At 68.9% G+C, this 23913-nt stretch carries 16 protein-coding genes; 5 read left to right on the top strand and 11 right to left on the bottom strand.

The window, feature by feature from the left end; genetic code table 11:
* Positions 1-86: 86 nt before the first annotated feature.
* Complete coding sequence (locus QRN26_RS04135; protein ID WP_285035374.1) at positions 87-1427, bottom strand: MATE family efflux transporter; 1341 nt, start codon at positions 1425-1427, stop codon at positions 87-89.
* Between the two features lie 1297 nt (positions 1428-2724).
* On the opposite strand from QRN26_RS04135, the gene QRN26_RS04140 reads away from it, so the two are divergent.
* Positions 2725-5148: a hypothetical protein gene (locus QRN26_RS04140; RefSeq protein WP_285035376.1), complete on the top strand. Its 2424-nt coding sequence runs from the start codon at positions 2725-2727 to the stop codon at positions 5146-5148.
* Positions 5149-5226: 78 nt separating this feature from the next.
* Here the strand turns inward: QRN26_RS04140 and QRN26_RS04145 are convergent, their stop codons facing one another.
* On the bottom strand, positions 5227-8118 hold the full coding sequence (locus QRN26_RS04145) for a VTT domain-containing protein (RefSeq protein ID WP_285035379.1): 2892 nt from the start codon (positions 8116-8118) through the stop codon (positions 5227-5229).
* A gap of 149 nt (positions 8119-8267) precedes the next feature.
* On the opposite strand from QRN26_RS04145, the gene QRN26_RS04150 reads away from it, so the two are divergent.
* On the top strand, positions 8268-10247 hold the full coding sequence (locus QRN26_RS04150; protein ID WP_285035381.1) for a M13 family metallopeptidase: 1980 nt from the start codon (positions 8268-8270) through the stop codon (positions 10245-10247).
* 289 nt (positions 10248-10536) lie between these two features.
* Positions 10537-11976, top strand: coding sequence for an argininosuccinate synthase (argG, locus tag QRN26_RS04155; protein WP_056009903.1), 1440 nt, complete (start codon positions 10537-10539; stop codon positions 11974-11976).
* A 419-nt stretch (positions 11977-12395) separates the two neighbouring features.
* On the opposite strand, the gene QRN26_RS04160 is transcribed toward argG, so the two are convergent.
* The 5 genes from QRN26_RS04160 to QRN26_RS04180 form a co-directional block, all read right to left on the bottom strand.
* Positions 12396-13532, bottom strand: a complete 1137-nt coding sequence (locus tag QRN26_RS04160; RefSeq protein ID WP_285035383.1) for an NAD(P)/FAD-dependent oxidoreductase — start codon at positions 13530-13532, stop codon at positions 12396-12398.
* Positions 13529-14614 (bottom strand): Gfo/Idh/MocA family protein, encoded by a 1086-nt coding sequence (locus tag QRN26_RS04165; RefSeq protein ID WP_285035385.1) that lies wholly within the window; start codon positions 14612-14614, stop codon positions 13529-13531. The genes QRN26_RS04160 and QRN26_RS04165 overlap by 4 nt, the downstream gene beginning before the upstream one ends.
* Entirely contained in the window at positions 14614-15384 is a 771-nt protein-coding gene (locus tag QRN26_RS04170; protein WP_285035389.1) for an amino acid ABC transporter ATP-binding protein, read from the bottom strand. The genes QRN26_RS04165 and QRN26_RS04170 overlap by 1 nt, the downstream gene beginning before the upstream one ends.
* Positions 15381-16169: an amino acid ABC transporter permease gene (locus QRN26_RS04175; protein WP_056009897.1), complete on the bottom strand. Its 789-nt coding sequence runs from the start codon at positions 16167-16169 to the stop codon at positions 15381-15383. The genes QRN26_RS04170 and QRN26_RS04175 overlap by 4 nt, the downstream gene beginning before the upstream one ends.
* Positions 16170-16244: 75 nt before the next feature.
* Positions 16245-17114, bottom strand: a complete 870-nt coding sequence (locus tag QRN26_RS04180) for an ABC transporter substrate-binding protein (RefSeq protein ID WP_285035392.1) — start codon at positions 17112-17114, stop codon at positions 16245-16247.
* Between the two features lie 209 nt (positions 17115-17323).
* On the opposite strand from QRN26_RS04180, the gene QRN26_RS04185 reads away from it, so the two are divergent.
* Positions 17324-18394, top strand: a complete 1071-nt coding sequence (locus QRN26_RS04185) for a LacI family DNA-binding transcriptional regulator (protein WP_285035393.1) — start codon at positions 17324-17326, stop codon at positions 18392-18394.
* 223 nt (positions 18395-18617) lie between these two features.
* On the opposite strand, the gene QRN26_RS04190 is transcribed toward QRN26_RS04185, so the two are convergent.
* The gene (locus QRN26_RS04190; protein WP_285035395.1) at positions 18618-19262 is read right to left on the bottom strand and encodes an SAM-dependent methyltransferase; all 645 of its coding nucleotides are present in this window, start codon (positions 19260-19262) and stop codon (positions 18618-18620) included.
* Positions 19263-19524: 262 nt separating this feature from the next.
* Entirely contained in the window at positions 19525-21069 is a 1545-nt protein-coding gene (locus QRN26_RS04195; RefSeq protein WP_285035397.1) for a leucyl aminopeptidase, read from the bottom strand.
* 87 nt (positions 21070-21156) lie between these two features.
* On the opposite strand from QRN26_RS04195, the gene QRN26_RS04200 reads away from it, so the two are divergent.
* On the top strand, positions 21157-21933 hold the full coding sequence (locus QRN26_RS04200; RefSeq protein ID WP_285035399.1) for a hypothetical protein: 777 nt from the start codon (positions 21157-21159) through the stop codon (positions 21931-21933).
* A 51-nt stretch (positions 21934-21984) separates the two neighbouring features.
* On the opposite strand, the gene QRN26_RS04205 is transcribed toward QRN26_RS04200, so the two are convergent.
* Positions 21985-23124, bottom strand: coding sequence for a Gfo/Idh/MocA family protein (locus QRN26_RS04205; protein WP_285035402.1), 1140 nt, complete (start codon positions 23122-23124; stop codon positions 21985-21987).
* Positions 23121-23900, bottom strand: a complete 780-nt coding sequence (locus tag QRN26_RS04210; protein WP_056009885.1) for a ThuA domain-containing protein — start codon at positions 23898-23900, stop codon at positions 23121-23123. Before QRN26_RS04210 ends, QRN26_RS04205 begins: the two co-directional genes overlap by 4 nt.
* Positions 23901-23913 lie beyond the last annotated feature (13 nt).

A 23913-nucleotide genomic window follows, 5' to 3' on the forward strand; every position in this document is an offset into this window, starting at 1 on the left:
GGAATCGTGAGCGTGGATGGATGCTCACAGGCCAGGATCGTGGACGGAGGCCGCCGATTCAATGGGGAGGACTCCCCAATCGTCGGTCAGATCCCGGTGCGCATCCACCCGCTCGTGCGGGCGCGGAGTCCGAGTGTGGTCGCTCGGGCGCCGAGGTATCCGACGAAGAAGGCGAGGGCCAGCCACGTGAGCCCGGTGGGTCCGCCGGGGGCCCAGGCGAGGACGGCGAGGGCGAACGGGAGGAACACGACCGTGTTGAGCAGGCCGGTGATCGCGAGGTACTTCGCGTCGCCGGCGCCGATGAGGACGCCGTCGAGGACGAACACGATCCCGCCGAGTGGTGTGGTGACGGCGAGCACGATGAGCGCGGGGACGATCAGGGCCGCGAGCTTCGGGTCGCTCGTGAACACGAGGCCGATGACCGGGCTCGCGAGCGCGACGACGAGGCCGAGGACGATCCCCGACCCGACGCCCCACTGCAGGCATCGGACGAGGACGGCGCGGACTCCGCCCACGTCGCCGGCGCCGAGCCCCTTGCCGACGAGCGCCTGGGCGGCGATCGCGAGGGCGTCGAGTGCGAAGGCGAGGGTGGCGAAGAGGGTCATGACGAGCTGGAAGCCGGCGAGCTCGTCGGTGCCGAGGTCGGTCGCGACGAACACGGCGATGAGCATCGCCGCGCGGAGGCTGACGGTGCGGAGGAACAGCCAGCCACCGGAGCGGGCCGCCCCACCGAGCCCGGCGCGATGCGGGCGCAGGCTCGCGCCGGTCCGTCGCGCGTGGCGCAGGACGACGACGAGGTAGGCGACGACCATGCCCCACTGGGCGATGACGGTGCCGAGGGCCGAGCCGGCGATCCCGAGGCCGAGACCGTAGATGAAGAGGAAGTTGAGGCCGATGTTCGCGGCGAACCCGGCGCCGGCGACGACGAGGGGCGTGGTGGTGTCCTGGAGGCCACGCAGCAGACCGGTCGCGCCGAAGACGAGCAGCATCGCGGGGATGCCGAGCATCGAGATGCCGAGGTAGGTGTCGGCCTGCTGGGCGACGGCGTCGGTCGCGCCGAACAATCCGACGAGGGTGGGGGAGAGGAACCAGCCGGCCGCACCGATCACGACGCCGAGGCCGAGGGACAGCCAGAGTCCGTCGACGCCGAGCGAGACCGCGCCGCGTTCGTCGCCGTGGCCGAGTCGGCGGGCGACGGCGGGGGTCGTCGCGTAGGCCAGGAACACCATGAGGCCGATGATCGTCTGCAGGACCGCGCTCGCGACGCCGAGGCCGGCCAGCGGGACGACCCCGAGATGGCCGATCATCGCCGAGTCGGCGAGGAGGAACAGCGGCTCCGCCATGAGCGCTCCGAGCGCCGGGACCGCGAGCCGGAGGATGTCGCGATCGACCGGCCGGAGTCGTCGCCTGTCCTGTCCCGTGGTCACCCGCCGAGCCTAGTCGCGGCCACCGTTTAGAACGACGCCGTCTCCTGACCCAGTTGCCTATCGCTCGCTACACTCTTGACGTGAGCCCGCCATCTGATCCCTCTGACGAGGAGCGAGCGCTTGAAGTAAGTATCGAAGCGAACGAACGGTACCGTACAAGAGCTCGATCCGCAGCGTCATTGGTAGCGGCATCCGCTGGAGCGCTAGTTGCTGGGCTCATCTTTGCCCCTTCCGTTTCCTTCTCTGGGCTCGCACGGATCGTAGGCTCCCTCTCGGTCTTACTTCTTCTCATTGGGACCAGCGCATTCCTGGCTGCTTCGTTCGGATACGCCGTTCGTCGGGACCCTGGAGGACGTTTGCGGAGAACAGCGCTCCGCATCCTTCTCTTCTGGAGGGTTGAACGCGCGGGCGCTAGACAAGTTGCCGATGACCGAGCGCAGGTCGAGGACGCAGAGAGCGTCCGGGTGAGGATTCAGAAAATTACAGACATCGCAGCGTGCGCCGCTGGTGCAGGCGCGCTCGCATTTGTCGTAGCCCTGGGCCTTGCCACCTTTGATCAGAACCAAACTGTGAGAATCACTCTAAAGGACTCCAGCGGAGCAAGAGCGGTTTGTCCGTTGTACTCCGAGCCCTTCATGGTGACCCTTCCGAACTCACAGCTTGAGAGTGATTCTGCGACTGTGGCTCTGCGACTATCTGCCGTTTCCTGCGGCCGGTCCTCAGACGCGATCATCTTCGTTCCACGACAGGAGCTCTTTCTAGGCGTTCCCTTTGAGTGAGCCGGCTCCGGCCCTGCTGGTGCGCTCAAGGGCATTGATCTCATTGACGCACGACTCATGGGAGTACGCCGTCACCGAGGCCGTCGCGGAAGCACAGCGCGCAGGCCGGCCGGTGCGTGTGGGAGATGATCAGGCAGGCCACATTGGACTGCTATTCGCAATTTACGAGGCCTCCGACCATGAACGAATTTCAGAGGAGCGCCGGCTGGAAGCATCGCTTGCTCAGCAGTCAGCAACCATCGGCCGTGTGATCCTGTGTGCATGTGACCGATCGCGACCGGCCGTATCAACCAAGATGGTTCGTGAGCTGTTGATAGACCAGGTTGGTCAATTCGAGAGCTCCTCGCTTCGCGCGCACTCGGTCGAAGAATTCGCCAATCATGTCCAAGACATAATAAGCCGGCAGGTCGTACAACATAGTGCCTCATTTGCCCCTACCGATGACCCGATCGAAGCCTTGGTCAACGACGACACGGTTATGGCCCGGGCACCGCTCTATCGCATAGGACACGTATAACATGGAAAACTCAGTAGGAGCAGTTTGGCTGGCCTCGGTATTGGCGCCATGGACTGTATCGCCCCATCCAAACTTCAGCCAGAAGTCGATTTCTGCCACCGGTCTTCTCGCACTGGTGACGGAACGACGATTTCTCAATGAACGAGAGCGTTACGGTGCCGACTTCGCGCTGAGTGCTAGAACTTGGGAGGTGGAGCTGGTGGACGCGGCGAGTCAGTCGTTGGACGCGCCCACTCAGCAATCCGCCACCGCTACCTTGTGGACTCTGTCGATCTCTCAAGACCTCCCCGCGGGTGCCCGCGTCGCTGCGGCGCTCTATGCAAGCGTCGGCTCGGCGGAGCTCGAGATGTCTTCCGACGCAGAGCGACGGCTCGCCGCGCTGGTCAGCGAACTCTCGGATCGTAGGGACCCAGAGGATTGCGAGCCCAGCCTGCGTCTGGTCGTGGCCGCCCTACTTCAGCACCGGGTCGCTCGTCTCTACGACTCGTGCAGAGGTGAAGCGGCGCTTGAGGTTGCCGCAGATGTCCTTCGCTGGGTGCCTCGCACAAGTGATCGAAAGTACGAGGACTTCCCAGTTTCGCAGGGAATCTCGTGGGGAGCGCCAAGGGTTCAAGCGGACATCGCGAGCTCCTTGAAGCAGCACGCGCTGGAAGCTAGGTCAATGCTCGAAGGTTTTCGTGGTCAATCCTGGGTGCGCGTTGTGCGCGCCAGGAAAACCTGGATCGATATGCGATTGAACAACCTCTCGGCTGAGCGCGATTCCTCCGTCCTGAGGGACGCGTATGAGCAAAAAATCGAGTCGAACAGTGGGGCGAGGCATTTCATGCGTCGCAGCACTGTAGAGGCTGGATATGAAGCGCTACAGCTCCGCGAATTGGCTGGCCAAATAGGTTTGACCTTAGCCGCGCGGGAAAGCTTGGGTAAGATATTGATGCTCGACACAGGCGTAAACGAACATCGAACCCGCGAGGCGATTCGTTTGCTACGTCAGGCTAACGCGCAGAGTGCCTTGAAGAGCACTCTCGCGTGGGTCAGAAATCAGGGGCCGGTGAACGCCCTGCGGACAGACGCAGCTGCGGTGATTGCGCGTGTCGAATTAGATGGTTGGATTACTGAGTCGGACCTTCTTGTGCTGGAATCTGCAGGGGACTTCTTGTCGTCGACCGATCGCGCACGAGCGCTTCGCGCATCCTTCGCTGGCCTCACGACTCGCGCGCGAGGAATGAGGTCTTCCTGGGCGACTCATGATCGTGTATGGAAGACGATCGCTGCCTTGATTTCAGGAACGGACGAGAGTCGGTTTGTGGTGGGACAATTGTCTCAATACCTTCGCGGACGTCTTTGGCGCAGCAGGCCGGTTTCTGACACCTTGGCTCGGGTTGTCGATGCCGTTGATTGGTCAGTGATTGGTGCAGAAGGGCGAACAAGTCTACAGGAGTGGGTTGATGCCAACTCGGCGGAGACTGAGGAATTCCTCGAACTCTGGCGCGCATTGACCCTCGCGTTGTCCAATCAGTCTCGAGGAGTTCCCGAAGAGTTGTCCCTCGCGCGTGCGGCCTACCTCGCTGATAACGGAAAGCCGCCGGCGATGCTACAGTCGGAGGTCATAGAAGTTGCTGACTATGTCGTGCGCAGTGTATCCGCGGAGGCAGACCAGGCGCGGTTGGGTTCGTTCAGTTACGGTGGATATTCGACTACAAATGTTGCGGTGGCTTTTGCGATTAGGTTTGCACATTCGGGGGTGTGGCAAGCGGTACTCGAACATCTGATTGACTCCGACATTGATGCCTCGCTAAAAACTGCAGCTCTAGATCGAATCGCCCGCTTTAAGGGGGATGTGCCGCCCTGGTTCGCGACCGCCATCGGAGACGCGGCTGACTCACTTCTGCGGTCGGAACGGAAGGACCTCTTGTTTGCGGCGCGACCTCTACCGGTTTTTGCTGAGGCGATACGCGCTTTAGGTGCTCTCGGTCAGCTTTCTCCTGAAACCATGATTGACGCCGTCATGCGACTAGCGGCGGGGGATTCGGAAGCGCGCGTCGAGGCGGCGAAGACCATCGGCTTCGCGCTTGGAGACGAGAATGCAGAATGGGGACATACGTTGTTGCTTCAACTTTCCTACGACGCTAATCCCATCGTGCGGGCTGAGGCTGGGGCTGGCCTTGTTGTTACAAGCTTGCATGAGACGCGGTTGACCAGGCTGAATCGAGACCGTGTCCGCGCGCTATTCGAAGAGGAAGGCATCCGTACAGCCGCGATGCTGTTGACTGCAATCCGAAGACTTCTACATGATGGTGTGGATGCGAGGATGCTGGACTATTTGCATGCGGAAGTGAGGAGGCTGTCCGAACCGGGTTCCCCCCGATTGGTTCGAGAGATTGCCGCTGAGACGTTAGCCACTATGACTGAATTGCAGGCTGGCTAACCCGGTCCATTGGTCGGGCCGGTCGTTCATTGCCTCCAGCCATAGTCCGCCACTGACGTCTGTGCTGAGGAGGAGACATCAAGCTGGCTTGACATCCTGCTCCCGCACTAGCAATGAGCCGCTCAGCCCGGGGAGGTCGCGGAGGCGGATGCCGGTGAGGAACCCGGCCGCCGCGGCGTAGGCGACCCGCGGTTGGTCGGCGTCCTCACGGCAGGCGAGGAACAGCGGGACGGGCGTGGCGCCGATCCGTTCGGCGACGGCGGCGATCTCGGCGAAACCGTGGAGCGGATCGACGCGGTGGGCGATGCCGGCCACCGTGCGCACGGCGACACCGTCGGGCTCCGAACCGTCCCGGGCCAGGCCCGACGCAGCGAAGGAGACCGTCGACGCCCCCTCAGCGGCGAACCGACGGCAGGCGTCGGTCAGCGTCCGCTCGACGGCGCGGCTGACGTCCGAGGAGGACGGTCCATCCGAGGTGTCCGCGGCGTCGGTCGCCACCGCGCGCAGGACCGTGTCGAGGGCCCAGCCACCGACGGTGCCGCTGGGGCCGGGGATCGGCAGCCACGACACCGCCGCCAGCACCGCACCACGGGCGTCGGTCACGACGGAGGTGCGAGCCACCGCCTGACCCTGCCCTGCGCCACGGGCGGTCTCGACACTCGCGCCCACGGTCAGTCCCAGCTCGGGCACGCGCCGGTCGGAGACCCACACCGAGGTCAGCGCGCGGATCTGGCTGCGCAGCTCCCAGGGCAGCTCATCCGACGGCAGCAGGATCGACGACCACTCGGGCTCCATGGCAGGACGGTCGTCAGCCGGATCGCCGGCACCGTCGTCACGGGCCTCCGCCGCAGGGAGCTCGAGCACGAGGTCCCGCCCGAGCGGCGACACGCGCCACCCTTCGGGCACGACACCCGGCTCCCGCACCGCGAACGCGGCCGGGGTCAGCCCCGCCTGCTCGGCCGCCGCCGTGAACGCCAGCACCGCGTCCGAGGCACCATCGCGTGCGCCGATCGGTTCACCGAGGGCCAGCGCGACACCCGCGTGCTGCTGGTAGACCACGGCGTGGCCGCCGTCCGCCGTGACGAAGATCCGGTTCTCGGGTCGGAGCGCCGACGCCGACAGCGGTCCGCTGCCGTCCTCGTCGAGCAGCTCTGCGGCTCGTGCCCTCGCCCGCCGCGCTCCCGGCCCGACCGCGCCGGGCAGTCGCCGTCTCGTCTGGTTCGCCGCCACCCGGAACGCGTGCCGCGAGAGCACGAGCACCACCGCCTGCCCCACCCAGAGCACGCTCGCCGAGATCCAGATCGTCGACGCCACGAGTGGCACCATCGCAAACCAGGTGAACGCGACGAGCGCGAGGGTCGTGAGCAGGTTGCCGACGGTCAGGACCATCGCCGCCCACCACGCCCAGCGATGCCCGCGCCGGAGCCAGTTCGCGATCAGCAGGATCGCCACCGTGTCGAGCCCCACGTCGAGGATGGAGCCCTGCGTCAGGGTGGTCGAGCCGAGCGGCCCGTCGAGCGGCACGAGCGTGACGAGCAGCTGCACCGCGCCGATGACGAGCAGCCCGGCGACCGCAAAGAGCCGCCAGTCCCGCATCGTCGGTCGCGGCGTCGAACGGTGTTCCCCGATGAGGAGTCGGGCGACGACGACGAACACGACCGTCGCGATCCAGTGCTCGAGGTCGTCGATCTTCCCGACGTAGAGGAGGGCGATCGACACCCACGACAGCAGGAGGAGCCGCCAGCGCAGCCGGTACGGTGACCGCATGAACGCGGTGGCGGTGGCCACGCAGGCCAGGATGCCGCAACTCGGGCCGACGTCGAGGGTCGTCGCGAGCGACTGCGCCCACGGCCAGTCGAGCTGCGCGAGCGCGGTCGCCGCCCCGAGGGCTCCGAGGATGCCGACGAGGTGCCCGGACAGGAAGATCGCCGACGCCCGCAGGGTACCGAAGCGCGCCTCGACCCATCCGCCGAACACCGCGGCGCCGAGGATCGCGATCAGGTAGGTGAGCGGGTCGGCGGTGATGAACATGCCCGTGAGCACCGTCCACCAACGACCGGCCTCGAGACTCGGCACGCCGTAGGCGAACGACGGGTACCAGGCGGCCTGGTCGATCGGGCCCCACAGCCCGCCGGTGACGACCCCCAACGCGACGAAGACGGTCACGAAGGCGGTGGTCGCCGGCGTCGTCCTGAGCGCCCAGCGGAGCGGGGTGAAGACCGCAGCGATCGCTGCGCGCAGGTCGGTCCGGACGGGAGCGGTGCTCGACGTCGTCTGCTGCGCCTCTGATGCCAGGGCCGCCGAGCCGGACGGCGACAGCAGCTCGTCGAGTTCCGCCTCGGTCAGCGAGACCGGGGTGCGCTCCTCGACCGGTCGGGCGGCGCGCCGACGCGCGCGGAAGACGAGGACGACGGCGATCACGACCGCCGCCGCACCCGCGAGGGCGAGGGCCGCCCAGGAGAAGCGGTGCAGGAACTCGGTCGCGGCACTCCCGAGCAGCGTGACCACGGTCACGACGAGCGATGCCCAGGCGATGCCGCCGGCGGCGTTGGCGAGCAGGAAGTGCGGGTAGGTCATCCGGAACATGCCCGCCAGCGGTCCGGAGAAGATACGGAGGACGGCGATGAAGCGTCCGACGAACACCGCCCACGGCCCCCAGCGACGCATGAGGTGCACCGCGGCACCGAGTCGTTTCGGCCCCACCTGCTTCGGGAACCGACGGTTGAGCACCGAGAGGAGTCGCCGCCCGTAGCGCTTGCCGACCCAGTACCCGATCGAGTCTCCGAGGATCGCCCCGCCCGCGGCGGCCGCTGCGACGAACACGGGGTTGAGGCCGCTCGACGCCGCGAGGAGCGTCGCGCCGATCAGCACGGTCTCGCCCGGCAGGGGGACGCCGAGGCTCTCGACCGCGACGACCAGGAAGACGACCAGCAGGAGGACTCCGGGCGGGAACTCGGACAACCAGTCCACGCGCGCTCCTTCCGACCGGTGCGTCCACGGTAGTCCCTCACCCGTCGAGCCACGCCCGACACCGCTCCACCGGTGCCGGACCCGGACCGTCTGCCAGCTCTGAGAGAACACCCGACCCGTCGTCAGGAGCCGTCGCTAGGCTGAGCCGCATGACTGACGCGCAGCTCGCCTCCGGCATCGACCGCTCCGAACTCGACCCGGCCGTCCGGCCGCAGGACGACCTCTTCCGGCATGTGAACGGCAAGTGGATCGACCGGACCGAGATCCCCGACGACAAGGCCCGCTGGGGGTCGTTCCACCAGCTCGCGGAGGACGCGGAGAACGCGGTCCGCGCCATCATCGAGGAGTCGCAGTCGAACCCCGACGGCCCGGAGGGTGTGAAGATCGGCGCCCTGTACGCCAGCTTCATGGACGTCGACCGCGCCAACGCGCTCGGTGCCGCACCGCTCGCCGACCAGCTCGCCCGCGTCGCCGCCGTCGACTCCATCGAGGCGTTCCTGCGCCTGTCGGGCGAGTTCGAGGCCGAGGGCGTCGGCGGCTTCCTCCAGCTCTTCGTCGACAACGACCCGGGCAACCCCGAGCGCTACCTCGTGTTCGCGGAGCAGGGCGGCATCACCCTCCCCGACGAGTCCTACTTCCGCGAGGACACCTTCGCCGAGATCCGTGACGCCTACCGCGCCCACCTCCAGACGATGTTCGAACTCGCCGGCCTCGACAATGCCGCAGGGCGCGCCGACCGCGTCTTCGCGCTCGAGACCGCGATCGCGTCCAAGCACTGGGACAACGTCGCCACCCGCGACAGCGAGAAGACCTACAACCTGTACGGCTGGGACGAAGCGGCGGCCCTCGCGGCCGGTGCCGACCTCGACGGCCCGAACCTCGCCGTTTGGCGCGACGCGATCGGCGCCGCCGAGGAGGTGTTCGCCGAACTCGTCGTCCGCGAGCCGAGCTTCCTCGAGGGGCTCGGTGAGCTCCTCGTCGGCGAGCAGCTCGAGTCGTGGAAGGACTGGCTTGCCTGGAAGGTCGTCCACGGTGCCGCCCCGTACCTCTCCGAGGAGTTCGGCCGGGCCAACTTCGACTTCTACGGCAAGACGCTCACGGGTACGCCGCAGCAGCGCGAGCGCTGGAAGCGCGGCGTCTCGCTCGTCGAGGGCATGCTCGGTGAGGCCGTCGGACGCATCTACGTCGACCGCCACTTCGGCACCTCGGCCAAGGACGAGATGGACGTCCTCGTCGGGTTCCTCGTCGAGGCGTACCGCGACAGCATCGAGCACCTCGAGTGGATGAGTCCCGAGACCCGCACCCGTGCGCTCGAGAAGCTCGACAAGTTCACGCCGAAGATCGGCTTCCCCGTGAAGTGGCGCGACTACTCGGCGCTGGAGCTCGACGCCGACGACCTGCTCGGCAACGTCCGTCGCGCCAGCCGCTTCGAGATGGACCGGGAGCTCGGCAAGATCGGCAAGCCGCTCGACCGCGACGAGTGGTTCATGACGCCGCAGACGATCAACGCCTATTACAACCCCGGCTTCAACGAGATCGTCTTCCCTGCCGCCATCCTCCAGTACCCGTTCTTCGACGCCGGCCGCGACGCCGCCGCCAACTACGGGGCCATCGGGGCGGTCATCGGGCACGAGATCGGCCACGGCTTCGACGACCAGGGCTCCAAGTTCGACGGCGACGGCCGACTCACCGACTGGTGGACCGAGGCCGACCGCGCCGCCTTCGAGGAGCGCACGGCGTCGCTCATCGAGCAGTACAACGCCCTCGCTCCCGCCCAGGTGCCCGACCACCACGTCAACGGTGCGCTCACCATCGGTGAGAACATCGGCGACCTCGGCGGGCTCGGCATCGCCTGGAAGGCCTACCTGCTGTCGCTCGAGGGCGCGGAGCCGCCGGTCGTCGACGGCCTCACGGGTGCGGAGCGGTTCTTCCTCTCCTGGGCCCAGGCCTGGCAGCAGAAGGGCCGCGACGCCGAGGTCATCCGCCTCCTGTCGATCGACCCGCACTCGCCGAACGAGTTCCGTTGCAACCAGATCGTCCGCAACATCGACGCCTTCTACGAGACGTTCGGCGTGACGGAGTCCGACGCAGCCTGGCTCGCCCCTGAGGAGCGCGTCACCATCTGGTAGCACCCGTTCCCGGCCTGTCGCCCCTCCCCGATGCCCCCACTATTGGGACCTGTGGAGGGGCGTCGGTCGCTGTCAGAATCGCTCTGGAGTCGACGAATCGTCATCCCGATGCACCCGTGAAGCCCGCGGCGCGAGACCCGAACAGCGCCTGGGTGGACCTGGTCCGATCCGTCCGGTTCACAGCAGCGTCACCGTCGATGCCGCCTGAACGCCCGCCGTCCCCCGGCGGGCGTTCGGCGGTACCGGCGGTGACGTGCTCCGCACCCCACGAACCCGTAGAATCGCAGGCGTGTCTAAAGTCTTGAGCAGCCTCCCCGTCGGCGAGCGCGTCGGCATCGCCTTCTCCGGAGGTCTCGACACCTCCGTCGCCGTCGCCTGGATGCGCGAGAAGGGTGCCGTCCCGTGCACCTACACCGCCGACATCGGCCAGGCGGATGAACCGAACATCGGTGCCGTCCCCGATCGCGCGAAGGAATACGGCGCGGAGATCGCCCGACTCGTCGACGCGAAGTCCGCGCTCGTGGAAGAGGGGCTCGTCGCGCTGCAGTGCGGCGCGTTCCACATCCGTAACGCCGGCAAGACGTACTTCAACACCACGCCGCTCGGCCGTGCGGTGACGGGCACCATGCTCGTCCGCGCCATGAAGGAGGACGGCGTCGACATCTGGGGCGACGGTTCCACCTACAAGGGCAACGACATCGAGCGGTTCTACCGCTACGGCCTGCTCGCGAACCCGCGCCTGCGCATCTACAAGCCGTGGCTCGACGTCGACTTCGTGAATGAGCTCGGTGGCCGCAAGGAGATGAGCGAATGGCTCGTCGCCCGCGATTTCCCGTACCGCGACTCCACCGAGAAGGCGTACAGCACCGACGCGAACATCTGGGGCGCCACCCACGAGGCCAAGCGTCTCGAGGAGCTCAGCTCCGGTATGGAACTCGTCGAGCCGATCATGGGCGTGCCGTTCTGGCGTGAAGACGTCGCGATCGCCTCCGAGGTCGTCACCGTCACGTTCGAGGCCGGCCGCCCGGTCGCGCTCAACGGCGTGGAGTACGACGACGCGGTCGCGCTCGTCCTCGAGGCCAACGCCATCGGTGGTCGTCACGGCCTCGGCATGAGCGACCAGATCGAGAACCGCATCATCGAGGCGAAGAGCCGCGGCATCTACGAGGCTCCCGGCATGGCCCTCCTGCACATCGCGTACGAGCGGCTGCTCAACGCGATCCACAACGAGGACACGGTCGCGAACTACCACAACGAGGGTCGCCGTCTCGGCCGCCTCATGTACGAGGGCCGTTGGCTCGACCCGCAGTCGCTCATGCTGCGCGAGTCGATCCAGCGTTGGGTCGGTTCCGCCGTCTCCGGCGAGGTCTCGATCCGTCTGCGCCGCGGCGACGACTACACGATCCTCGACACCTCGGGCCCCGGCCTCAGCTACCACCCCGACAAGCTCTCGATGGAGCGCGTCGGCGACGCCGCGTTCGGTCCTGACGACCGCATCGGGCAGCTCACCATGCGGAACCTCGACATCGCCGACTCGCGTTCGCGGCTCGAGCAGTATGCGGCCGCCGGCATCGTCGGTGGCGCGACGGCGGAGCTCGTCGGCAAGCTCGAGCAGGGTGAGGCGCAGGAGATCCTCGGCGGCGAACTCCTCGACCCGACGGCCGACGCCCTCGAGCGCGCGACGGACCTCGCGTCCGAAGGCGCTGCGTTCGACTCCGGCACCGACTAATCGCACCCCGTACCGCGAAACGCCCGCCGCACTCCTGGAGTGCGGCGGGCGTTCTGTCGTGGTCCCTCCCCGTCCCTGACTCAGGAGTCCTGCGGCGTGTCGGGCTGGAGCGACGGTGACACACCGGAGGTCTCCTGAGTTGGGGACAGCGGGACGGCGGGGTTCACAACTCAGGACCGGCGCCGTGAGTCATGACTTTTCTCAGGAGTCCCGCGGCGTGTCAGGCTGCTGCTCTGGTGACACACCGGAGGTCTCCTGAGTTGGGGCGGGGGGTGATGTTCACAACTCAGGACCGGTGCGGTGAGTCATGACTTTTCTCAGGACTTCGGCGGCGTGTCGGGCTGGAGCGACGGTGACACACCGGAGGTCTCCTGAGTTGGGGACGGCCGGGGTCGTCCTGAGTGGTGAACCGACCGGACCTACGCGGGGACGGGCGAGTCGGCGTACCGCTCGGGGCGGAACGTCGCGAGGAGCGGGGAGGGTTCGCCGTCGACGATCTCGTCGGCGAGGAGTTCACCGGCGATGAGCCCGAGCGTCGCCCCGCTGTGGCTGAACGCCGTGAACAGGCCCGGCAGCTGTGAGACCGCGCCGAAGACCGGCTCACCATCGCCCGGGATCGGCTTGTACCCGGCGCCGATGTGGTCGAGCTCGAGACTCGGGCTGCCGGCGAGCACCCGCGAGCCCTCGGCCAGCAGCCGCTCCACCGTCGAGTCCGCGATGTGCAGCGAGCCGTCGTCCCGAACCTCGATCTCCTCCTCCGACCACGCGGAGTCCAGCGCGAAGCCGCCATCCCTCGTGCGGCGGACGGCGACCTTCGGCGTGTTGAGCACGGCGACGAGCTCCGAGGCGGCCGGCTTCGTGAACGCGACGAACGCGGCCGGGCTCTGGTCACCGATCGTGATGCCGAGCGCTGCGAGCTGGGCCGGGACGTCCGGACCCGTGGCCAACAGGACCGCGTCGGCGTCGATGCGGTCGCCGTTCGCGAGGACCGCACCCACCGCGCGGCCACCGGCGGTGGCGATCTCGGCTCCGGCGTCCGTCACGATCCGTCCACCGCGGGCGACGAACTCGCGGGACAGGATCTCGATGACGGACGGCAGTTCGACCCACCCCTCGCCCGGGTTGAAGATCGCACCCTCGGCGGCCACGGCGGCCGGGTCGACACCGGGTGTGACCGAAGCGATGTCCTCCGGCGCCAACCACCGGGCGTCGTAGCCGATGCCGCGTTCGTACGCGAAGGTGTCGGCGTAGGACTCGCCCTCCGGCGCCCACATGAGCCCGCCGTCGAAGCGGAGGAAGTCCGCGCTCGGCACCTGCGCGGCGAAGGTCCTCCAGCGGTCGATCCCGAGGACGCGGAGCGCGTGGTACTCGCTCGAGCGGCGGGCCGCGGAGTTCAGCCAGGCGAGCGACCGCCCGGAGGCCCCGCTGGCGAGGGACCGGTCGGTCACGAGGGTCACCTCGGCGCCACGGCGGGCGAGGGCGACGGCGCTGGACGTTCCGAGGATGCCCCCGCCGATGACGACGACGCGACGGCTGGTCTGGGTGCTGGTGCTCATGCTGTCTGCTCTTTCTGTTCTGGAGTACTGCGTGCTGAAGCTGCTGCGGCCGCGTGGACGGCCTCGATGATCTCGAGGACGGCGATCGCGTCGGCCGGATCGACCGGTGGGGGACCGCCGTCGTGGAGCGCGGTCGCGAGGAGGCGCGTGAAGGCGGCGTAGTCGCCGTCGGCCATCGGGACGGGCTCCGTCGCGCCGTCGACACCGATCGAGCCCCAGCCCGACGGGTCGCGCCGTCCGAACCCCTCGTCGCGGGGATCGGCGCCGGCCTTGAGCGCGGGCTCCTGGCCGTCGAGTCCCCACGAGGTGTAGGCGCCGGAGGACCCGAGGATGCGGAACCGGGGGCCCGCCTGGGCGACGAGCGACCCCATCCACAGGTGCGAGCGCACGCCGGATCGATGCCGGAGGGCCACGAAGGCGTCGTCGTCGGCGACCGCCCCCGGCCGGACGACCCCGAGCTCGGCGTGGACGTCCTCGACCTCCCCGAACAGCTGGACCGCCTGGTCGATCACGTGCGTACCGAGGTCGTAGAGGATGCCGCCGCCGTCCGCCGCGGCGGCGACCGTCTTCCATGATGCGGGCGGGTCCGGCTTCCACCACTCGAAGCGTGACTCGTACCGGTGGACGCGCCCGAGCGCGCCCTCGTCGAGCAGCTGCCGCACGGTCAGGAAGTCGCCGTCCCATCGGCGGTTCTGGAAGACGGTGACGAGTCGATCGACCGCCGCCGCGCGGTCGACGACGGCCCGGCCCTCGGCCGCGGTGACGGCGAACGGCTTGTCGACCACGACGTGCAGGCCTGCTTCCAGGGCGGCTGTCGCGAGCGCGGCGTGCGTGCCGGACGGTGAGCCGATGACGACGAGGTCGAGCTCGTCGGCCCGGGCGAAGAGCTCCTCGGCCGTCGACACCACCTGGACGCCCGGGTATCGGCCGAGCGCCTCGGCCCGCCGATCCGGGTCGGAGGTCACGACGAGGTCGAACGAGTAGGCCGGATCCGCCGCGAGGAACGGCGCATGGAACACCGCGCCGGAAGTGCCGAAGCCGATGACGCCCGTCCGGATCGCGCCGGTGACGCGCGCCGCCATCAGAGGACCTCGGAGAGGAAGCGCTGCAGGCGCGGGCTCTGCGGTGCGTCGAACAGCTGCGAGGGCGTGCCCGCCTCGACGACGCGACCCTCGTCCATGAACACGACCTGGTCGGCCACCTTGCGCGCGAAGCCCATCTCGTGGGTGACGACGAGCATCGTCATGCCGCGCTGCGCGAGCCCGGCCATGAGGTTGAGGACGCCCTTCACGAGCTCAGGATCGAGCGCGCTCGTGGCCTCGTCGAACAGCATGACCTCGGGTTCCATCGCGAGAGCCCTGGCGATCGCGACCCGCTGCTGCTGGCCGCCCGAGAGGTCGCGGGGTCGGTGGTCGGACCGTTCGCCGAGCCCGACGTCGTCCAGCCGTGCCGCGGCGACCCGGAGCGACTCACTCTTCGACATCCCCTTCACGTTCCGCAACGCGAGGGCGACGTTCTCCAGTGCGGTGTGGTCGGGGAACAGGTTGAAGTGCTGGAACACGAGCCCGACCCGCGTCCGGAGCCGTTCCGGCTTCATCTTCAGGGCGCTCTCACCGGCGAGGAGCACGTCTCCGGAGGTGGGCTCGTGCAGCCGGTTCACCCCGCGGAGCAGCGTCGACTTCCCGGAACCGGACGGCCCGATGATGCACGTCGTGGTGCCCGGCTCGACGTCGATGCTCACCTCGCGGATGACCTGGATGTCGCCGTACGCCATCGAGACGTCGCGGAGCTCCAGGCTGGAGCCGCGGTAGAAGTGTCCGTCGGTGACGGGCAGGGGAGAGGTGTAGGTCATGTGTTGCTCCCGGTGGTGGCTGGCAGGGGTGGCTGCACCTCGTCGAGCTCGTCGAGGCCGCTCTTCGGCGGGGTGGCCTTGCGGCGTCCGGTGCGGAAGCGGTTGTCGAAGAAGTTGACGAGGTGGGTGAGGGGCACGGTGATGACGAGGTAGAACAGACCCGCCATGACGAGCGGCGAGAGGTTGCCGGTGAGGACGGCGGCGTCCTGACCGACCCGGAACAGCTCGCGCTCGCTGACGAGGAGCCCGAGGAAGTAGACGAGGCTCGAGTCCTTCACGATGGCGATGAACTGGTTGACGAGTGCCGGCAGCACCCGGCGGATGCCCTGCGGCACCACCACGAGTCGCATGGCCTTGCCGTAGCTCATGCCGAGCGCCCGGCAGGCCTCCAGCTGGCCGCGGTCGACGCTCTGGATGCCGGCGCGGAAGATCTCGCCGATGTAGGCGGAGGCGATGAGGCTGAGGGCGAGGATGCCCAGGGGGTAGGGGGAGGGGCCGAACAGCTGCTGGCTGAACCGGGCGAAGCCCTGGCCGATGAGGAGGATGGTGAGGATCGCCGGGAGGCCGCGGAACACGTCGGTGTAGATCCGCGCGGGCACCCGGAGCCAGCGCGAGGGCGAGATGCCCATGATCGCGATGATCATGCCGAGGACGACGCCGATGACCGTGGCGGCGATCGAGATGACGAGGGTGTTGACGAGTCCCACGCCGAGCAGCTGCGGGAACACCTGCCACATCGCGTCGAAGTCGAAGAAGGTCTTGATGATGCTGTCGAGCCAGTCCATGCTGTCTGCTCCTGAGGGGTGGGATGGTGTGGCGCGGGCCGGTGTGCGACCCGCACCACGAGACGGGGCTGGGGGCTACTCGGACGCGCTCGGGCTGGGGCTGGACGTCCGCTCCGCCTTCGGGAGGTACTGCTCGGGCATCGGGGAGCCCGGGAACCACTTCTGGTAGAGCTTCTTCCAGGTGCCGTCCTCCATCGCCTCGGCGAGGGCCTTGTCCAGGGCCTTCTTGAACTCGGGCTTGTCCTTCGCGATGGCGAAGCCGGCCGGTGCGTCGAAGGACGGGATGTCGATGGCGTTCACGAGGCCGTACTGGGCCGCGTACTCCTTCGCCGCCTCGTAGTCGAGGAAGTGGGCGTCGATGCTGCCGCTGTTGACCGCGGAGATCGCCGAGTTGTTGTCGGGGAAGCGGACGAGTTCGGTCTTGGTGAAGTTCTTGACCGCGTACGCCTCCTGGAGCGTGCCCTGGACGACGCCGAGGCGCTTGCCCTCGAGGCTGTCCGCATCGGTGATGCCGGAGTCCTTCGACGCCATGACCGTGAGGTACCCGGCGAGGTAGCCGTCGGAGAAGTCGACGGTCTGCTCGCGTTCCTTGGTGATGCCGATCGCGGCGACGCCGACGTCGAACTGGCCGTTCGCGACGGCGGAGAGCAGGCCGGAGAAGTCCTGACCGGTGAAGACGACGTCGTCGATCCCGATCCGCTTGGCGACGTCGGTGAAGAGTTCGACGTCGAATCCGGTGAACGTCCCGTCCGCATCCGTGAAGGTGTACGGCTTCGAGTCGCCGAGGCTGGCGACGCGGATCTGTCCGGGGGTGATGAGCCCGTAGGGGTTGTCCTCGGTGCTGCTCGCGGCGCCGGCACCACCGGAGCACGCGGAGAGGATGAGGGCGGTCGCCGCAGCGACGGCCAGGAGGGCCGTCCTGCGGAGGGTGGAGCGATTCGTCACGGCGAGTCCAATCGTGGGGAGGAGTTCTTGGTGCGTGGAGGGAACCGTCGGCTCGTGTCTTGTGGACGCCGTCAGCTCCATTGCTGTCGTTCTGCTGGTGAGACCGGTCTCAATCGCGTAGGTTGAGACCGGTCTCACTAGGTTGTCCAGGACAGTACCCTGGTTCCGGAACGACGTCAACGACGAAGCAGAACCCCGACGGAGGGCACATGGCAACGGATCCGGCTACCGGACGGCGCGAGACGACGGTGTCCGACGTCGCGAAAGCCGCCAAGGTCTCCAAGGCCACGGCGGCCCGAGCGCTCGGCGACTACGGGGCCGTGAGCGAGGACGTCAGGGACCGCGTGCAGGCTGCTGCCGAACGCCTCGGCTACCGCCCCAACGCCCTCGCGAAGAGCATGAACACGGGGAAGTCGAACACCATCGGGGTGGTCATCGGTGACATCGAGAACCCCTTCTTCGCCCGAGCCACCCGGGGGATCTCCGACGTCGCGCAAGCCGCCGGATTCGACCTCATCCTCGCCAATTCGGACGAGGAGATCGACGCCGAGACGGCCGCGATCGAGCTGCTCCTCGACAAGCGCGTGGACGGGTTCATCGTGACCCCGGCCTCCTCGATCGAAACGAGAAGTTTACAAACGGCGCTCGCGGAAGGTCGGCCCGTGGTGCTCCTCGACCGCCGCGCGGCCGGCATGGAGGCGGACACGGTCGTCGCCGACAACGCCTCCGGTGCGGCTGCGGCGACCCGGCACCTCCTCGCCGCCGGTCACCGGCGCATCGCCTTCGTGTCGACGCTCGCCCACGAGCACCCCTACGTCTCCGGCGACGTCGTCGGGTCCTCCTCGGTGGGCGACCGCATCGACGGGTTCACGTCGGCGCTCGGCGAGGGCGGGGTCGAGGATCCCGCCTCCTTCGTCCACCTCAACGCCCGCGCCGAGGGGATCGAGGTCATCACGCGGCGGGTCCTCGACGGTCCCGGTGCCGTCACGGCGATCGTCGCCTCCGACAGCCTCGTCGGCTCAGCCGTGTTCCGGACCATCCGGGAACTCGGCCTGGCGATCCCGGGCGACGTGTCGCTCATCGCGTTCGACGACGCCGACTGGACGAGCCTCACGACGCCCCCGATCACCGTCGTCTCCCAGCCGATCTACGAGCTCGGTGCGGAGTCCGCGCGTCGGCTGATCGCCCGGATCGGTGGGACGGGCTCGGAGACCGAGGAGTTCGTGCTCGCCCAGACGCTCATCGAGCGCGGATCGGTGGGCGCGCCGCCGCGACGCTGAACGCTGCCGTTCTGTCCCTAACTCAGGAGTGTCGGGGCGTGTCGGGTGCGACACGCGGGTGGGGCGGCGCGACGCGCCGAGACGCTCCTGAGTTAGGGACGTCCGAGGGTGGAGCTGGTGCGGGCGCCCGGCAGGTGTGGTTCTGTCCCGAACTCAGGACCGCTGCGGCGTGTCGGGTGCGACGCGCCGGTCGGGCGGCGCGACGCGCCGGGACGCTCCTGAGTTAGGGACGGCGGCGGAGGTGGAGGACGCTGTCGTCGAGCTCGGCGGGCTCGCCCGACGGACCGACGGCGGCACGGGGGACGAGCGCCGAGGTGTGGACCTCCCACTCGGCGGCGTCGAGCTCGAGCGAGGCGTGCACCTCCTCCGGCGTGGGGAAGTGGGCGTGCCCGAGGTGCCCGGTGCTCCAGGGCGGCGGACCGCCGTGCCCGACGACGAGGAGCGTGCCGCCGGGAGCCACGGCCGAGGCGGCGCGACGGAGGACCTCCTCACGCGGGAACGCGACCGGGGAGTGCAGGAACGTCGCGGTCACGAGGTCGAAGCGGCCGGAGGGTTCCCACGTGGCGAGATCGGCCTCGATCCAGGTGATGCGGTCGGCGACCCCGGCGGCCTCGGCGGTGGAGCGGCCGAGGGCCAGCGCGGTCGGGGAGATGTCGACCGCCGTGACGGACCAGCCCCGCTGCGCGAGCCAGACCGCGTCGGCGCCCTCACCGCTCCCGAGCTCGAGCGCGGTGCCGGGGCGGAGGTCGCCCACCTCGCGCTCGAGGGCGGCGTTCGGCCGGCCGCTCCACACCTGACCACGGCTGCGGTAACGGTCCTCCCAGAACTCGGCGGGATCGGTGAGGGTGGGCTCGTGCTCGGAGGTCATCCGCCCAGCCTGCCCTGCGCCGGGCGTCAGGCGGTGGTTTCTTGCCGGAACGGCAACGCGGGCCCTTCGACAAGCTCAGGGACCGGGGTGGAAGTTCAGGGTCCGGGGTGGAAGCTCAGGGACCGGGGTGCGGGTGGGGTCGGTGGGTCCCTGAGCCCTTCGACAAGCTCAGGGACCGGGGTGGAAGCTCAGGGACCGGGGTGCGGGTGGGGTCGGTGGGTCCCTAAGCCTTCGACGAGCTCAGGGACCGACCGCCCGCGGGTCAGGCGCTGAAGTTCAGCGCCAGGTCGACGAGGAGACGCGTGCCGTACCCGGTCGCGCCCTTCGAACGCCACGACTCGTCGGACTCCACGAGCATGGTCCCGGCGATGTCGAGGTGCGCCCACGGCACGTCGCCGACGAACTCGGCGAGGAACAGTGCGGCGAGCGTCGAACCGGCGTAGCGGCCACCGATGTTGGCGAGGTCGGCGACGTCGGAGTCGAGCTGCTTCCGGTAGCTGCGCTCGAGGGGCAGCTGCCACAGCTGCTCGTCGGTGGCCTTCGCCGAGGCGAGCGTCCGGTCGACGATGCCCTGATCGGTCCCGTGCACCGCGGCGGTCTTCGTGCCGAGCGCCATGATCGCGGCGCCCGTCAGCGTCGCGATGTCGACGATCGCGTCCGGGCCCTCCTCGACCGCCAGGCTGAGGCCGTCGGCCAGGACGAGGCGACCCTCGGCGTCCGTGTTCTTGATCTCGACGGTCGTGCCGTTGCGGAACGTCAGCACGTCGCCGAGCATCGTCGCCGAGCCGGACGGCATGTTGTCCGTGCACATGAGGAACGCCGTGACGCTGCTCGCGCAGTGCAGCTCGTCCAGCGCGGTCATGGCGGAGAGGATCGCGCCGGCACCCGCCATGTCCATCTTCATCGCGGCGTGCGACGGGTCGGAGGGCTTGAGCGAGATGCCGCCCGAGTCGTACATGATGCCCTTGCCGACGAGCGCGAGGTGCCCGGCCGGTTCGACCGGCGACCCGTCGGCGTCCTTCGGCGTGTACCGCAGCTTGATCAAGCGGGGCTCTTCGAGGCTGCCGGCGTTGACGCCGAGCAGACCACCGAGGCCGAGCTCGATGAGCGCGTCCTTGTCGAAGACCTCCACGTCGAAGCCGTTGGCGGCGCCGAGGAGCTGCGCGACCTCGGCGAGGTCCGTCGCGGTGAGGTGACCGGGTGGGGTGTTCGCGAGGTCGCGGGCCAGGTTCGCCGAGCGGGCGAGGACCTCGCCGCGGTGGGCGCCGGTCGCGGTGTCCGCGAGGTCGTCGCCGGCCGCGACGAGGTGGAGTGCGACGAGCGGCGTGCGTTTCGCCTCGCGCTTGAGCTCGGTGTAGCGGTAGCGGGCGAGCAGCGCGCCCTCCACGACGAGCTGTCCGGCCGATGCGGCGTCGAGGTCGAACGCGTGCGCGACGTCGAGGCCGATGGTCGCGAACGAGGACGCGGCGCGGGCGAAGGCGGCGGCGACGTCGCGGAGTGCGGCGGCGGTCCGCTTCTCGGGGGCGCCGACGCCGACGGCGATGAACGTGGGTGCGTCCTGGCTGGGGATCACGAGCGTCTGGCCGAGCTCGCCGGTGAAGCCGGCACGGGTCAGGGCCGCACGGTCGAGGCCGAGGGCCGCGGGGATCTCGTCGTCGACGCCGTCGAGCGCGGGGGCGACGGCGAGACCGATGGCTTCGACGCCCTCGGGGAAGTCGATCGCCACCTCCAACTCGACCGTCTCGGCGTCGAGCGACGGCGTGCGGGAGAAGGTCGGCGGGATCAACTTGGTGGGGCGGGATGGCATGCAGCGTCCTTCGTCTCGGAGTCGGGCTCCGTCCATCGTATGGGCCCGACCTGGCCGCGGATGGGCGTGGTCTGCGAGGATGCCGGGATGGGCGCATGGGGTACGGCGATCTTCTCGAACGACACGGCGTCGGACATCCGCACGGAGTACCGCGAGTTCGTCCAGGACCGGGTGCCCGACGACGAGGCGACGCGACGGACCGTCGCCTCCTTCGCCCACCTGGTGGACCGCGACGACGGTGAGCTGTGGATCCCGCTCGCGGCGGCGCAGAGCGAGGTGGGGCGACTCGATCCCGAGGTGCGGGCGCGGGCGATCGCGGCGATCGATCGGGGAGCCGACCTGGAGCTGTGGGCGGAGGCCGGCCGGACCGAACTCACCCGCCGCACCGCCGCCCTGCAGCGCCTGCGCGAGCAGCTCCTCGGCCCGCAGCCCGCGCCGAAACGCCTCCGTCGATCGTGGCGCCATGTCGAGGACGACCTGATGCCGGGCGACGTCCTCGCGTTCACGGCACCGAACGGGCGGACGGCGCTGTTCCGGGTGGTCGGCATCCACCGGTCCCGGTACGGCGACTCGCCAGAGCTCGACGTGCTCGACTGGGTGGGCGAGCACGTGCCCGAGCCGGAGATCCTGTCCGGGCTCCGGGCGAAGCGTGCGCCGGCCTCGGGCAACCTGCCGGAGCGCCCGGTCGTCTGGCAGCCGAATCGCTTCCGCAAGACCGACCCGGTGTGGCACGAGGCCGGCTTCGTCCGGGTCGCGCGCTTCGCGGGGTGGCCGAGCAGGGCCGCGCGGACGCCGGGTCACTCCGGCCTCTGGCGGGCCTTCAGCCTGAGCGTGACCCGCAACCTCCAGGACGGCACGTGGTGAGCTGAGGCGGATCGTCGTCCGCAGCACGCGACGACGACGATCCGCCCCACCTCAGCTGGTGGGGGCGAGCGCCGCTCGGACGTCGTCGCGCGGTTCGGCCTCGTGTGCCTGCCCGTGCGCCTGGGCGAGCACGTCAGCGATGGACACCCGCTCGCCGGTCTCCGCGGACCGTACGGCGGCTTCGACCATCGCGAGGCTCAGGACGTTCGCGTGGACCTCGCCCGAGGGGACCCGTCCCGTCCGGATCGCTCCGACGAACTCGACGAGCGAACCTGCGATCTCCTCCGGCACGTCGGCCTCGAGCGTCGCGGTCTCGACCTCGGCGGCCACCCCGTCCGTCGGCGCGAGCTGCCGCCGGGGCGCGGAGTCGCCGTCCCAGACCGCGGTGCCGCGTTCACCGTTGACGCGCCAGCTGCCGTTCCACGACGTCTCCACGCCGTCCGCGCACCAGCTGCCGCTGTAGGTGTATCGGACACCGTCTGCGAACTCGAAGACCGCGGTGGCGGCGGCGTCGGCCGAGAACCAGCTCCAGGCGGGGTTGAACTCCTCGCAGTACACGGCGATCGGGTCGCTTCCGAGGACGTAGCGGGCGGCGTCGAAGGCATGGATGGCCATGTCGACGAGCAGCACGTGCGGCATCTCCTCGCGGAACCCGCCGAAGTGCGGCGCCTTGAAGAACTCGGTGGTCGCCGAGCCCAGGCGGCCGAGCGAGGCGACCTGCTCTCGGAACGCGGCGATCGACGCGTAGTAGCGGCGCGACTGACTCGTCATCAGCAGCTGTCCGCTCGCCTCCGCCGTGGCGGCCAGGGAGAGGGCCTGCGCCACCGTGGGCGCGATCGGCTTCTCGCACAGCACGGGCAGCCCGGCGAAGAGCGCCTCGGTGTTCACCGGATGGTGCGCGGCGGGCACGGTCACGTTCACGACCGCGTGCGCCCCGGTGGCCTCGGCGACGACCGACACGCTGGTCCCGACGACGACACCGTCAGGACCCACCTGCAGCCCGGCCTCGACGACAGCCGACTCGGCGAGGGCCGTGTCGAGGTCGACGACGCCGACGAGCTCCGTCTCGGGGTTCGCGAGGATCGTCCGGAGCCAGGCCCGTCCCATGCCGCCCGCGCCCACGAGGACGAGCCGCACCGGGGCCGCCGCGTTTGCGAGCACCGCGAAGCCACCGTCGACAGGCGCACTCATCGTTCGAGCGCTCCCTCGTAGCCGCGACCGTTGTAGAAGTCCTCGGTCTCGTACCGCAGGAGGACCGGCACCGCGCGCTCAGGCCGCAGCGTGTGCGCCCACCGGACGCCGTTCGCGAGGACGCGTCGGACGTGCTCGTGGTGGTAGACGGGGTAGTCCTGGTCGCCGGGGGAGAAGAAGAAGATCTTGCCGAAGCCGCGCTTGTAGGTCATGCCGGAGCGGAACACCTCGCCGCCCGTGAACGTCGAGAGGAAGATCAGCTCGTCCGGCGCCGGGACGTCGAAGAACTCGCCGTACATCTCCTGCGCGGGGATGATGAACGGGTGGGGGACACCCTGGGCGATGGGGTGGGTCGGATCGACCGTCCACACGATCTCCCGGTCCTCCTCAGACCGCCACCGCAGCGTGCAGGTGGTGCCCATGAGCTTGCCGAAGATCTTCGACCAGTGGCCGGAGTGCAGCACGAGCAGCCCCATGCCGGCGAGGACGTGCTGGTGGACCCGCTCGACGACCTCGTCGGCGACCTCGTCGTGCGCGGCGTGACCCCACCACACGAGCACGTCGGTCGCGGCGAGGACCTCCTCGGTCAGGCCGTGCTCGGGTTCGTCGAGCGTCGTGGTGGTGACGACCGCATCGGCGCCGAGGTGCTCCTCGATGCCCTCCTTGATGGTGGTGTGCATGCCGTCGGGGTAGATCGCGCGGACCTTCTCCTCGATCTGCTCGTGGCGGTTCTCGCCCCAGACGAGGACGCGGACGGGGGTGGTGCTGTCGGACATGGTGGTGCTCCTT

Source organism: Plantibacter sp. ME-Dv--P-095, assembly GCF_030209365.1.
GTDB lineage: Bacteria > Actinomycetota > Actinomycetes > Actinomycetales > Microbacteriaceae > Plantibacter.

What these genes read in the sequence shown, in the direction of transcription:
- QRN26_RS04210 (WP_056009885.1), bottom strand. Translation starts at nt 23,900, where the DNA reads ATGTCCGACAGCACCACCCCCGTCCGCGTCCTCGTCTGGGGCGAGAAC.
- QRN26_RS04170 (WP_285035389.1), bottom strand. Translation starts at nt 15,384, where the DNA reads ATGACCTACACCTCTCCCCTGCCCGTCACCGACGGACACTTCTACCGC.
- QRN26_RS04205 (WP_285035402.1), bottom strand. Translation starts at nt 23,124, where the DNA reads ATGAGTGCGCCTGTCGACGGTGGCTTCGCGGTGCTCGCAAACGCGGCG.
- QRN26_RS04140 (WP_285035376.1), top strand. Translation starts at nt 2,725, where the DNA reads ATGGAAAACTCAGTAGGAGCAGTTTGGCTGGCCTCGGTATTGGCGCCA.
- QRN26_RS04150 (WP_285035381.1), top strand. Translation starts at nt 8,268, where the DNA reads ATGACTGACGCGCAGCTCGCCTCCGGCATCGACCGCTCCGAACTCGAC.
- QRN26_RS04200 (WP_285035399.1), top strand. Translation starts at nt 21,157, where the DNA reads ATGGGCGCATGGGGTACGGCGATCTTCTCGAACGACACGGCGTCGGAC.
- QRN26_RS04160 (WP_285035383.1), bottom strand. Translation starts at nt 13,532, where the DNA reads ATGAGCACCAGCACCCAGACCAGCCGTCGCGTCGTCGTCATCGGCGGG.
- QRN26_RS04175 (WP_056009897.1), bottom strand. Translation starts at nt 16,169, where the DNA reads ATGGACTGGCTCGACAGCATCATCAAGACCTTCTTCGACTTCGACGCG.
- QRN26_RS04190 (WP_285035395.1), bottom strand. Translation starts at nt 19,262, where the DNA reads ATGACCTCCGAGCACGAGCCCACCCTCACCGATCCCGCCGAGTTCTGG.
- QRN26_RS04165 (WP_285035385.1), bottom strand. Translation starts at nt 14,614, where the DNA reads ATGGCGGCGCGCGTCACCGGCGCGATCCGGACGGGCGTCATCGGCTTC.
- QRN26_RS04195 (WP_285035397.1), bottom strand. Translation starts at nt 21,069, where the DNA reads ATGCCATCCCGCCCCACCAAGTTGATCCCGCCGACCTTCTCCCGCACG.
- QRN26_RS04185 (WP_285035393.1), top strand. Translation starts at nt 17,324, where the DNA reads ATGGCAACGGATCCGGCTACCGGACGGCGCGAGACGACGGTGTCCGAC.